The 10303-nt window shown below is 69.1% G+C and carries 12 protein-coding genes and 1 pseudogene; 6 read left to right on the top strand and 7 right to left on the bottom strand.

Annotation, left to right across the window (positions count from 1 at the left end; translation table 11 throughout):
• Positions 1-944: 944 nt before the first annotated feature.
• From GUY60_RS39195 to GUY60_RS27240, 3 genes and pseudogenes are all read left to right on the top strand, one after another.
• Positions 945-1129 (top strand): annotated as a pseudogene (locus tag GUY60_RS39195) (transposase); the annotation flags it as partial.
• 22 nt (positions 1130-1151) lie between these two features.
• Positions 1152-1310 (top strand): hypothetical protein, encoded by a 159-nt coding sequence (locus GUY60_RS27245; RefSeq protein ID WP_246235742.1) that lies wholly within the window; start codon positions 1152-1154, stop codon positions 1308-1310.
• Positions 1311-1525: 215 nt separating this feature from the next.
• Entirely contained in the window at positions 1526-1894 is a 369-nt protein-coding gene (locus tag GUY60_RS27240; RefSeq protein WP_161702457.1) for a hypothetical protein, read from the top strand.
• A 758-nt stretch (positions 1895-2652) separates the two neighbouring features.
• Here GUY60_RS27240 and GUY60_RS27235 read toward each other — a convergent pair.
• A complete protein-coding gene (locus tag GUY60_RS27235; protein ID WP_161702455.1) occupies positions 2653-3480 on the bottom strand; it encodes an NAD(P)H-binding protein in 828 nt (275 codons plus the stop codon).
• A gap of 96 nt (positions 3481-3576) precedes the next feature.
• Between GUY60_RS27235 and GUY60_RS27230 the strand changes: the two genes are divergently transcribed.
• Entirely contained in the window at positions 3577-4017 is a 441-nt protein-coding gene (locus GUY60_RS27230) for a MarR family winged helix-turn-helix transcriptional regulator (protein WP_161702453.1), read from the top strand.
• A gap of 41 nt (positions 4018-4058) precedes the next feature.
• On the opposite strand, the gene GUY60_RS27225 is transcribed toward GUY60_RS27230, so the two are convergent.
• Positions 4059-4265 carry a hypothetical protein gene (locus tag GUY60_RS27225; RefSeq protein ID WP_161702451.1) on the bottom strand — a complete coding sequence of 69 codons (207 nt, stop codon included), beginning with the start codon at positions 4263-4265 and terminating at the stop codon, positions 4059-4061.
• 307 nt (positions 4266-4572) lie between these two features.
• On the opposite strand from GUY60_RS27225, the gene GUY60_RS27220 reads away from it, so the two are divergent.
• Positions 4573-5082: an LppU/SCO3897 family protein gene (locus GUY60_RS27220; RefSeq protein ID WP_161702449.1), complete on the top strand. Its 510-nt coding sequence runs from the start codon at positions 4573-4575 to the stop codon at positions 5080-5082.
• Positions 5083-5123: 41 nt separating this feature from the next.
• Here GUY60_RS27220 and GUY60_RS27215 read toward each other — a convergent pair whose 3' ends face one another.
• Positions 5124-5951 carry an MFS transporter gene (locus tag GUY60_RS27215; protein ID WP_161702447.1) on the bottom strand — a complete coding sequence of 276 codons (828 nt, stop codon included), beginning with the start codon at positions 5949-5951 and terminating at the stop codon, positions 5124-5126.
• The gene (locus GUY60_RS27210) at positions 5870-6124 is read right to left on the bottom strand and encodes an MFS transporter (RefSeq protein ID WP_161702445.1); all 255 of its coding nucleotides are present in this window, start codon (positions 6122-6124) and stop codon (positions 5870-5872) included. The genes GUY60_RS27215 and GUY60_RS27210 overlap by 82 nt, the downstream gene beginning before the upstream one ends.
• Before the next feature lie 261 nt (positions 6125-6385).
• Between GUY60_RS27210 and GUY60_RS27205 the strand changes: the two genes are divergently transcribed.
• A complete protein-coding gene (locus tag GUY60_RS27205; protein ID WP_161702443.1) occupies positions 6386-6889 on the top strand; it encodes a MarR family winged helix-turn-helix transcriptional regulator in 504 nt (167 codons plus the stop codon).
• A 93-nt stretch (positions 6890-6982) separates the two neighbouring features.
• Here GUY60_RS27205 and GUY60_RS27200 read toward each other — a convergent pair whose 3' ends face one another.
• The 3 genes from GUY60_RS27200 to GUY60_RS27190 form a co-directional block, all read right to left on the bottom strand.
• Positions 6983-8002: an MASE1 domain-containing protein gene (locus GUY60_RS27200; protein ID WP_161702441.1), complete on the bottom strand. Its 1020-nt coding sequence runs from the start codon at positions 8000-8002 to the stop codon at positions 6983-6985.
• 71 nt (positions 8003-8073) lie between these two features.
• On the bottom strand, positions 8074-8952 hold the full coding sequence (locus GUY60_RS27195; protein WP_161702439.1) for a PP2C family protein-serine/threonine phosphatase: 879 nt from the start codon (positions 8950-8952) through the stop codon (positions 8074-8076).
• Positions 8953-9113: 161 nt separating this feature from the next.
• Positions 9114-10303: aminotransferase-like domain-containing protein (locus GUY60_RS27190; protein ID WP_161702437.1), on the bottom strand; the 1190-nt coding region annotated here is incomplete at its 5' end.

The raw sequence follows: 10303 nt of genomic DNA, 5'->3' as shown, positions 1-10303 counted from the left end.
GGGGTGGGCTGAGCGTAGGCAGTGCCTGCAGCGCCACCGAGCGTGAGAGTGGCTGCGCACGCGGCAGCCAGGAGTCCGAGAGAACGACGCATACGCATATGGGGAATCCCTATCTGGTTCAGGTGGATTTGGGCTGGAACAGAGTGATTGCTCCGATGTACTTTGCGCCAGCACACGGGCAGAGTTCTGATCAATTTCACTCCCTGGGAGGAGTGATCAGTCCGCCTGCGCGAAGAAGGACGACGTCTCGTACCCATGAGCGGACGGGCCACCTTTCCCGCTGCTGAAACAGCTGGTCAGGGTGACCGTATGCGTGAGCGGACGGGGCCCCAGAGTGGCTCACCACATGGATCGGGCAGCACACCGCACCCCCTCTGCCCAGGCATCCCTGGATAGGGAAGGACCGCCCGGACCCCTCTGAACCGTCCCCTCCAGGACTTGTAGAGCGAAGGTCGTCGGTTCGAGTTTGCGTGAGCGGATGCACCACCCGGGCCGGGCCCAGTTGCGGATTCCTCGGCATCGTCCGGTACGGCATCGGCTTTGGGCTCCGTGCCCCTTCGAGGTCTGCCTCGCACGCTTGGCGGCTTGTGCCACCGGGCGTGCGGGGGGGGCGAGACGGGCGGCGGCCTCGGCTGTGGCGAGGTCGACCTCAGGCAGCGTGCACGTGTACGTGTCCGCGGTGATGGCGATCGAGAAGTGGCCGAGCATCTCCTGGATGTCCTTCAGATCGGCCTCGGCCGAGTAGGCGGCCAGGGGCACGGCGCCGTGGCGCAGATCGTGAAGCCGGATCGGCGGAAGACCGATCTCCTCGTACAGCTCGATGAATCGACGGGTGACGTTGGCGGGGGGGGGAGGGAGCATCTCGCCGTTCTCCTGGTGAAGTCGCGTCCGGTCTCCACCCGGCGGTGTCCCACTCCATGCGGCTCTTGTCCTGCGCTCGCGCCGACCTGAACCCGGTCGAGGGCATCTGGTCGCTGCTGAGACGCGGCCCATTGCCAACACCGCCCGCTACGATCCCGAAGACGTCATCCACAGAGTTCGACACGGACTCCGCGAGATCCAGTACCGCAGCAGCCTGACCGACGACTACCTCGCCGGCACCGGACTCACCATCCGCGGATCACCCTGACAACGTCACGCTTTCAAGCTCAGTGACCGCACCCCGCGCCATGGCGACCTTCCGCAACCTCGGCATCGGCGTGCTGAAAACCCCCGGAGGCGACAACATCGCCAAGACCACCCGAACAATCCGCGACGAACCCGAACGAGCACTCCCCAACCTGGGCATCACCAAAAGCCCAGACGCTTGATCAAGCCCTCGTTCACCTGGGCTACGTCGGCAATGATCCGGCCCTCCAGGAACGACACGTCGATCACGCTCATGCCCGGAGACTCGTAACGCAAGGCCCCTTCAGGTTGGGGCGAATTCGCATGCACCGTTCAACCTAACGGGGTCTTGGCAGGCGCATTTCTCCGTGAGTTGATCTAAGGGAATCAGTCCGACATCGGAAGGATCCCACCGAGCATGTCCGAGTTTGAAATGCGTCCGTCGATCTTCGACAACGTGCAACCACCGGAGCCGATCTGCATCGAGGTGTTCGCCGACGCCAACCACCAGGGCCAAAGCCAGAAACTCCCCGCCTACAGCGGCGGTGGCCGAGACTTGGTATACAGCGCTGCCGACCTGCAAGGTGCCGGCGGAGTGGGCATCCAGACCATCAGCTCGCTGCGATTCTCCGCGGTAAAGGCGGTCGGCTACCCCCGCACCGTTGTCCTCTACGCCGAGGACGGCTGCTGCGGGGCCAGCAAGACCTTCTACGAGGGCACCGACTGGGTCGGCGACGACTTCAACGATCGGACCTGTTCCATCAGGATCACCCACTGGATTTTGTAGCTGCCGTCGCTTTCGCCTCATCGAGCGAACCCATAGCCCAAGACGTTCGGCTGATCCCGGACTACCTCCCGGCTTGCTGCCTACCGATCCCGGCCAGCCAGCGGGAGCGGCCCTCCACCGCGCTCCCCCTTCCGGGGAACACGCCGCTTCGGCCGCGAGGCCCAGGTGATTGCAACGTCGTGGTGATCTCTCGGATGTGCAAGTCACGGCGGTATGACGATGCTGGCCCGGTACGCGACCTGACGCACCGAAGCTCCGTTGTGGAGGCGACCTTCCCACGTCGCCGTCCCACAACGGAGCCAACAACCCAGACGCCTACGGAACTTGATCAAGCCTTGCTCGCTGATGCGAAGTCTCGCTCCTGCCATGAGCCAGACTGCAGGCTCCGGCCGCGGCCCGATTTCCCGGGCGAGGGCGGCTATCTCGGCTTCGCTAGGCAATGACCGTTCGTCCACTGGCGCCCTGGGAATTCCGGCCTTCTTGGCCTCCCTTACGGGGTTGTTGGGGATGCGCTTGTGTCGCACGGCGTGCGAGAACATGCCGGACAGCCGTATGTGCCGGGCCTCAATAGTGTTCAGGGCCGCTTCGAGCCATCTGGTCCACCCTCAACTACCGTCCTCGTGCAGCGCGTTGAGCAACCACTCGAGGGCAGTGGCGCATGGGCCGAAGAAGCCAAGCACGACCAACTCGCCAACGTCCGCATGGCGTTCAGTAGCCATGGCAGGACGACGCAGCCAGTCAGTCAGTCAGTCAGTCAGTCAGCCGACGAATGCCGCGGCGTGGTGGGCGACCCACTCGGCGTAGGTGCGGGCGGGGCGTTGGGTGACCTGCTCGACGGTCGGCAGGGTGGGGACCGGTTCCGTGCGGGAGGCGGCGAGTTGGTCCAGGAGGAAGTCCGCGGCGGGAGGCGGCAGTCGGTCGAGTAGCCGCCCGCGTACGTCGTCCCGCGAGGTCTCTTCGAAACGGGCCAGGACGCCGAGGGTCTCGCCGATGATCCGGACCCGGTCGATCTGGCTGAGCGTGTGCGGTCCGGTGAGTTCGTACGTCGTGCCGGGGTGCGGGGTGAGCAGGGCGTGGGCGGCGATCGCGGCGATGTCCCGCTCGTCGACCGGGGCCATGGCGCCACTGCCGTAGACGCCCCGTACGGTTCCGCCGTGTCTGATCCCATGGGCCCAGGCCAGGTCGTTGGCCATGAAGACGGTGGGGCGTACGAAGGTCCAGGGGATCGCGGAGTCGGCGACGGCCTGTTCGCAGGCGAGGTGCTGCTCGCCGATCCAGCCGGGCCGGGCGAAGGTCACGGAGTCCGAGGAGAGCAGCACGATGTGCCGCGTGCCCTCGTTCTCGGCTGCGGCGAGGAAGGCGTCGAGGGCGCCATGGACGGGGAACAGGAAGGCGCGGTCGACGCCTCGCAGGGCGGCGGGCAGGGTTTCGGGGCGGGTGAGGTCGCCGGGGACGGCCTCGACGTCGTCGGGCAGGCCGGAGGCAGCGGGGTTCCGGGTGACGGCCCGTACCTTCTCGCCCGCGTCGAGCAGTTCGCGCACGAGGTTGCGGCCGACGTTTCCGGTGGCACCGGTGACCAGGATCATGGGGTTGTCTCCTCAGACATCGGCCCGCTCATTCGTTGGTGGCACCAACATTACTCACAGAGTGTTGGTCTCACCAACACTGTTATGGTGGCTCGCATGGACGAGATGCCCGCACGCATGGCGGCGAAGCCGAGCTGGCTGATCACCCAACTGGCCGTGCACACCCGCCGGTTGGTGTTCGACGCCTTCGCCGCTGCCGGGTCGCGCGGGCATCACTACCGCGCCCTCGCGGTGCTGCACGAGTTCGGAGCGGTGAGCCAGGCCGAGCTCGGACGCCGGTCCCGCATGGACCGCAGCGACGTGGTGGCGGCCGTGAACGAACTGGTCGAGCAGGGCCTCGTCGACCGCTCGCCGGACCCGGACCACGGCCGGCGCAACAAGGTGACCGTCACCAGGGCCGGCGTCCGGCACCTGCGGCGCATGGACGGGGTCGTCGACCAGGTGCAGGACGACCTGCTCCAACCGCTGTCGGCCGAGGAGCGGCAGACCCTCACCCGCCTGCTCGGCCGCGTACTGGCCCGGCACGAGGACCTCTGACGAGGCGCACCGTTCGCCGCGCCCCTGCCTCAACGCCTGCCTCACCGTCGAACTTGGTCTGCGCCGTCCGGCTGCGGGGGCGAGTCGGTGTGCGTATCGGCCGTGGGCGCGCTGTGCGTCATGCCGACGGTCGCGGCCTGCGGGGTGCGGTCGTGGCTCGCGGCGACGGAGCAGGCACCCGTGGACACGGCGGCGATCGCGGCGGCGGCGACGATGCAGAGGTGCGTACGGCGGGGGTTCATGGACATGGCGGCAGGCCCTCCGGGTCGAGGTGTGCTGGGTAGCTGGGTGGCGCCGCCCTCGTTCGTGGCGACACCAATGAAGCTACGCAAACAACCGCAAAGCCAGACATAAGCCGTGTAACAAACACTCGGCGTGATCGTTGCGAACCGGCCAGTAAACCTCGGGGTCCCCTGCGCCCCTGCGCCCTGCACCCCTGCCCCGCCGGTACCCGCTGGGCGCCCCGAGCGGCACGCGCCCGCGTCCCCGGACTAGTTTGTGGTGATCGTCAGTCGAGTCAGCGGCGCAGCGGCGCCGCGAAGTACGGGGGCCAGCATGTCGATTCCTCCGCCGCCTCAGGGTGGCCAACCTCCGCTCGGGCCACCGGGCCAACTGCCGTACGGGCAGCCTTATTCGGGGCAGGCGCCACCGCAGGCTTCTCCGTACGGCTATCCGTATCCGGGTCCGGCACCGCACCCGGCGCCACCCCCGCAGCGACGACGCACCAACCCCAGCACCGTCATCGGCATCGTCTGCCTCGTCCTTGGGATCGCCTTCACGGGCACGATGCTGCTGATCGGCGGGGACGGTGAACCCACCCGGGTCGGGCGGCAAGCCGACGTCGGCGAGTGCTTGGAGAACCGCGGAACGCGCGGGGAGCCATCGCTGTTTGTCATCGACTGCGATGCGGACAAAGCCGAGTACCGGCTCGTGGAACGGCTCTCAGATCCCGGCTCGGACGGCAAGTGCCCAGCGGGCGTCACTCGGTACGAGGAGAGCCGCAACGGGCGAGTCACCATGACGCTCTGCCTGGCCCCGGCGGACTCGCCGTACGACGGCGGGTAGACAGCGGGTCCCGAGGGTGAGTGCACTGGGCGACCTGGCAGTCAGTCCCTCCCCGAGGTGGCGCTGGTGGTCGTCGGGGCAGGAGGAGCCGCCGTGTGATTCGCGGTGACCGTATGCGTCGGCAGTGATCGCTCGGCGCACAGGAGGATTGCCGCGCCGGTCAGGACCAGTAGTGCGAGTACAGCCCACAAGTGCCATGGCCCCGCATCGAGCAGGAATCCCAACAGCATGGGCGCGACTGTCCGGCAGACCGACCAGGAGAGCTGGTAGACCGACAAGTAGCGGCCGCGCAGGTGGTCGGGGGCGGCCTGGACGGACAGGCCCTGCGAGGGGGCGGAGTGGATGAGTTCGCCGGCGGTGTAGAGGACCGCGACCGCTAGGACGGCGGCGAGGGCGTCGGGGCCGCTGACGAGTTGGGGCAGGACGGCGAAGGCCGCGAAGGAGAGGGCGAAGACTGCCGCACCGAGCGCGGCCCCGCGGGTGCGTCTGGCACGCAGGGCGAGGCGGGCGGCGGGGACGCCGAGCCCGGCGACCAGGGCGGTGTTGACCGCGAAGACCGCGCCGGCCAGGGCATCGGGCAGGGCGACGTCTCGGGTGAGGAAGACCGGCAGGGCCATGGCCTGCGTGGTGTAGCCGAAGGCGATCAGGAAGTTGGCTGCCGTGATGAGGAGGTAGGGCCGGTCGGCGAGCACCTGCCGGTACCCGTCGTGTTTCTGCGACAGCCTGTTGCCGCCGCGGATGTTCGGGATCCGGGCGACCAGTGCCGCGGCGGCGACGAAGACAACAGTCAGGGCCTCGGCGGCGATGATGAAGCCGGTGCTGCCGTTGACCGCGAGCATTCCGGCCGCCGCCAGGCTTCCGCATCCCATTCCGGCATTGCGCAGGCGCCGATGAGTACTTGTCGGCCGCCGAACCGGTCGATGAGGATGCCCGCGGCCGGCATGAACGCGAGCGCAGCGAGCCCGGCGATCGTCAGGCCCGCGCCGACCGAGGTCAGGGACAGGCCGGTGAGCGAGTGGACGAACAGCATCGTCAGCGGCACGTATACGCCGTCGCCGATCGAGCTGACCAGGCTTGCGGCGATGAGGCGGCGGCGCGTGCGTGTGTGTATGCGTATGCCTGTGCCTGTACCGGGTCCGCTGGAGTCTGAGCGCGTCGGATGCTGCTCTGCGCGTATCGGACCCCGGTCTCCGCGCGTCGGACCCCGCTTCGGCTCGGCAAGCGCTCCTGGTGGGGCGGCTTTCGGCGCGCTTTTATCTTCCATGGAAGGTGTTTTATCATCCGCGGAAGATATGGTGAAGGCATGCAGGCCGACGCCATTGCCGCCATCGTCGAACAGTGGAAGCGCGAGCGCCCCGATCTGGATCCGACTCCGATGCTCGTCATAGGGCGCCTCTTCCGACTCACCGACGCCCTCGATCAGCAGCTCCGGCCGCCCTTCGCCGCCGCGAAGCTGGGAAACGGCGACTTCGACGTACTCGCGGCGCTACGCCGGGCCGGCGAGCCCTATGCGCTGTCCGCGGGCGAACTCAGCCGCACCGTCATGGTCACCACTGGCGCGATCACCAAGCGGGTCGACCGGCTCGAAGCTCGTGACCTGGTCGCCAGGACCGTCGCCGAGACCGATTCACGCGGGCGCCTTATCACCCTCACCGCCGAGGGCGTCGCGCTGACCGACGAGCTCATCGCCGTCCATCTGGACAATCAGCGCCAGCTCGTTGCCGGACTCAGCGAGGACGAGCAGGCGCAGCTCGCCGATCTGCTCGCGCGACTCGCTCTCAGTACGGACCCTGCTCGCAGAACTTGAGCCCTAGTGATCCGTCGCGCGGAGCCACCGCATCGTTGCGACAAGCTCCTCTCCGCGTGAATCTCCGCCTCCCACATCAAGGTGCGCCGGCCGTCAGCGTCTCGTGTCGTCGTCACCGCCCAGTCCACCCAGTCCGTCCAGCCCTTGCTGGCCGGCCCCTCCCGGCAAGGCCTCCCCCGCGCTGAGGTGGTCGAGGACCTCGGCGAGTTCGTCGCAGGCCTGCTGGACCGAGCGTCGGGTGGCGCGCTGTTCGGTCACCAGGGAGGACAGCAGTAGCGCGGTGAGTGCGGCGGCGCCGTTGAACGCCTGGAGCTTGGCCATGACCTCGACGTTGGACATGTGCATGAATGCGCCGCTCGCGGTGTTCGCCGCGAACGTGGCCAGAACGGAGGCGAACAGCGCGCACAGCATGGTGTCGAGCAGCTGAAGGCGCAGTGCTGCCCAGATCAGCAGGGGGAAGATGAGGAAGAGCAGGCTCATGGGGCTGATCGCTGACAGCGGGACGAGGGCGGCGGCCACGAGATACAGACAGCCCCTCTCCTTCCACCGCCCGATGGAGACCGGGCCCGTCGCGCCCCAGAGCACGAGGAGCAGCGGGGTGACGAGCAGGACGCCCATCGCGTCGCCCACCCACCAGGCCAGCCATACGGACCAGAAGTTCTCGGTGCCCAGGTCTCCGGTGAGCAGTTGGCCGCCGACCCCCAGGGTCGAACTGATCAGCATGGCGCCGAACGCGCCGAGGAAGACGAGAGCCAGGCTGTCCCGCAGGCGCGTGATGTCGAGGCGGAACCCGGCCCGGCGTAAGAGGAGGTAGGCGCTGAGCGGGGCCAGGGTGTTGCCCGCGATGTTGATCAGTGCGGTGGCCTGCAGTGTGGTGAGTGAGGCGATGACGAGGGCGGCGCCGGCCGCGATGCCCGGCCAGACCCGTACGCCGTAGATGAGCAGTGCGGCCACGGCGACGCCGGTCGGCGGCCAGATGGGTGTCACCACGACACCTTGGACGCCGAGCGCGCCAAGCAGTCCGAGGCGCCCGGCCGCGAAGTACAGCGCGGCCACGGCGAGCGTCTCGAGCGCCGTCTTCACGGGGCGCCGTAACTGTCGACCATCCACCACACCAGCTATCAGACACCGGCCCCGCTTCCTCAGCCATCCAAAAGCCATCCAAACGACTCGGGCCGATGCGGTCACGGGTCCTGCGTTGCGCTCTCCTGAGGTGTCTCAGCGTTCGGCAGGAGCCTGCCTCGCGTGCCGCCGTCGTGGCCGACGACGAGGACGGCCGCGTCGTCCTCGTGGCCCACGGTGTCCGCCATCTTCATGACGGCCTCGGCGAGGCCGTCGATGCCCACGCCCGCGACCACGGCGAGCTGGGCGAGCCGGGCGACCTGTCTGAGGCCGTCGTCCAGGTTCAGCGACGGCCCTTCCACCACTCCGTCGGTCAGGAGCACGAAGACACCCCCCAGCGTCAGCTGATGCCGCGAGACGGGGTACTCCGCGCCGGGGAGTACCCCGAGCGGGGGTCCCCCGTCGCCGCCGGAGACCCCGGACCGGCCGTCGGCGGTCGCCCAGATGTGGGGTATGTGACCGGCCCGCGCGGACTCGAGGATGCCGGTGACGGGGTCGAGCCGCAGGAACGTACAGGTGGCGAAGAGGTCCGAGCCCAGGGAGATGAGCAGGTCGTTCGTACGGCGGAGCAGCTCCCCGGGGTCCCCGGTGACGGAGGCCAGCGCGCGCAGTGCGACGCGTACCTGGCCCATGAAGGCGGCTGCCTTGATGTTGTGTCCCTGAACATCGCCGATGGACATCGCCACCCGGCCGTCCGGCAGGGTGAACGCGTCGTACCAGTCGCCGCCGACGTTGAGCCCGTGCGTGGCGGGTGTGTACCCGACCGCCACGCTGATGCCGGGTGGGTGCGGGAGATCCCCGGGGAGCATGCCGCGTTGCAGTTCCACGGCAAGCTCGACACGGGAACGCTGGGTGGCCGCCAGCTCGCGCGCCCGAGCTGTCATCAGCCCGAGCCTGTTGAGCAGCTCCTCACTGTCGTCGAACGACCCGCCGCGGGACATCACTCACTCCGGTTCAGCGAGAGCCCCTCGCATCAGCATCAGTTCCTCCATGCCGGCCACGGGCAGCACGAACATGGCTCCCTCCTACCTTGCCCGGAGTCGGTCCCGGCCGCACCGGGAGCGGCCCTCCGGCGCTCAGGCCGTCGCCGACCTCCGCGGATTCAGGCCAGCTCGCGCAGCGCCTGGCCGAGTGCTGCCGCGCCTTCGGCGATGACGCCGGGCGGGCTCGCCGCGTAGCCGAGGACGAGGCCGGGGCTGCCGGGCAACTGCCGGTGCCACGACAGCGGATGGCACTTCACACCCCGGTCGAGCGCGGCGGCAGCGAGTTCGGTGTCGGGCACGCCCGGTGTGTACGTGACGGTCAGGTGCAGGCCGGCTGCCGCGCCGTGCACGACCGCGCCCGGCAGGTGTTCGGTGATGGCGGCGATCATGGCGTCGCGTCGCCTTCGGTGGCGGCCGCGCAGCTGCCGTAGATGCCGCTCCAGCTGGCCGGACTCCATCAGCCGGGCGAGGACCAGCTGCGGCAGGACGGCGTTTCCCAGGTCGGTGAAGCGTTTGGCGTCGATCAGCGCATCGCGGTGGCAGGGCGGCGGCGCCATCCAGCCGATCCGCAGCGCGGGGGCGAGGAGCTTGGAGACGCTGCCCATGTAGCACACCCGGTCGGCGAGCAGGGAGCGCAGGGCGGGCACCGGTGGCCGGTCGTAGCGGTGTTCCGCGTCGTAGTCGTCCTCGAGGATCAGCCCGCCGTCCTGGGCCCAGCGAAGGAGCTCGCGGCGGCGCTCGCCGCTGGTGACGACTCCGGTGGGGAACTGGTGGGCGGGCGTGAGCAGGACCGCGCGGGCGCCGGTGGCACGCAGTGCGTCGATGCGTACGCCGTGCTCGTCGACCGGCACGGGTGGGGTGGCCAGGTCTCCGTTGTGCAGGTGTTGGCGGGTGCCGAGCGAGCCGGGGTCCTCCACCGCGACGCTGTCGATGCCGTCCGCCCGCAGTACGGGGTGCAGCAGGGTGAGCGCCTGAGCCGTACCGGCGACGATCAGTACCTCGCCCGGCTCGACGCGGATGCCGCGGCTGCGCGCCAGCCAGTCGGCGACGGCGCGGCGCAGCTGTGGGGTGCCGCGGGGGTCGCCGTATCCGAGGTTCTCGGTGGACAGCTCGGCGAGCACGGCCCGTTCGGCCCGTAGCCAGGCCGCGCGCGGGAACGCGGAGAGGTCGGGCTGGCCGGGGGTGAGGTCGATGCGGGCGCGGGTGGCGCGCAGCGCGTCGTAGATGCCTGCGTCGGGTTCGCCCGTGAACAGCCCATCCGGCAGGGCGTGTTGGGTTCCGTGCCGTGGGGTCGGGGACGGTCCGGGTC

Origin of the sequence: Streptomyces boluensis (genome assembly GCF_009908195.1) — a bacterium.
In the GTDB taxonomy this organism is placed as follows: domain Bacteria; phylum Actinomycetota; class Actinomycetes; order Streptomycetales; family Streptomycetaceae; genus Streptomyces; species Streptomyces boluensis.
This window is presented reverse-complemented; position numbering and strand designations above follow the sequence as displayed.

Excerpts from the sequence above, each read along its gene's own strand:
- GUY60_RS27240 (WP_161702457.1), top strand. The coding sequence starts at position 1,526 with ATGTCCGAGTTTGAAATGCGTCCGTCGATCTTCGACAACGTGCAACCA.
- GUY60_RS27235 (WP_161702455.1), bottom strand. The coding sequence starts at position 3,480 with ATGATCCTGGTCACCGGTGCCACCGGAAACGTCGGCCGCAACCTCGTG.
- GUY60_RS27230 (WP_161702453.1), top strand. The coding sequence starts at position 3,577 with ATGGACGAGATGCCCGCACGCATGGCGGCGAAGCCGAGCTGGCTGATC.
- GUY60_RS27225 (WP_161702451.1), bottom strand. The coding sequence starts at position 4,265 with ATGTCCATGAACCCCCGCCGTACGCACCTCTGCATCGTCGCCGCCGCC.
- GUY60_RS27220 (WP_161702449.1), top strand. The coding sequence starts at position 4,573 with ATGTCGATTCCTCCGCCGCCTCAGGGTGGCCAACCTCCGCTCGGGCCA.
- GUY60_RS27215 (WP_161702447.1), bottom strand. The coding sequence starts at position 5,951 with ATGGGATGCGGAAGCCTGGCGGCGGCCGGAATGCTCGCGGTCAACGGC.
- GUY60_RS27205 (WP_161702443.1), top strand. The coding sequence starts at position 6,386 with ATGCAGGCCGACGCCATTGCCGCCATCGTCGAACAGTGGAAGCGCGAG.
- GUY60_RS27195 (WP_161702439.1), bottom strand. The coding sequence starts at position 8,952 with ATGTCCCGCGGCGGGTCGTTCGACGACAGTGAGGAGCTGCTCAACAGG.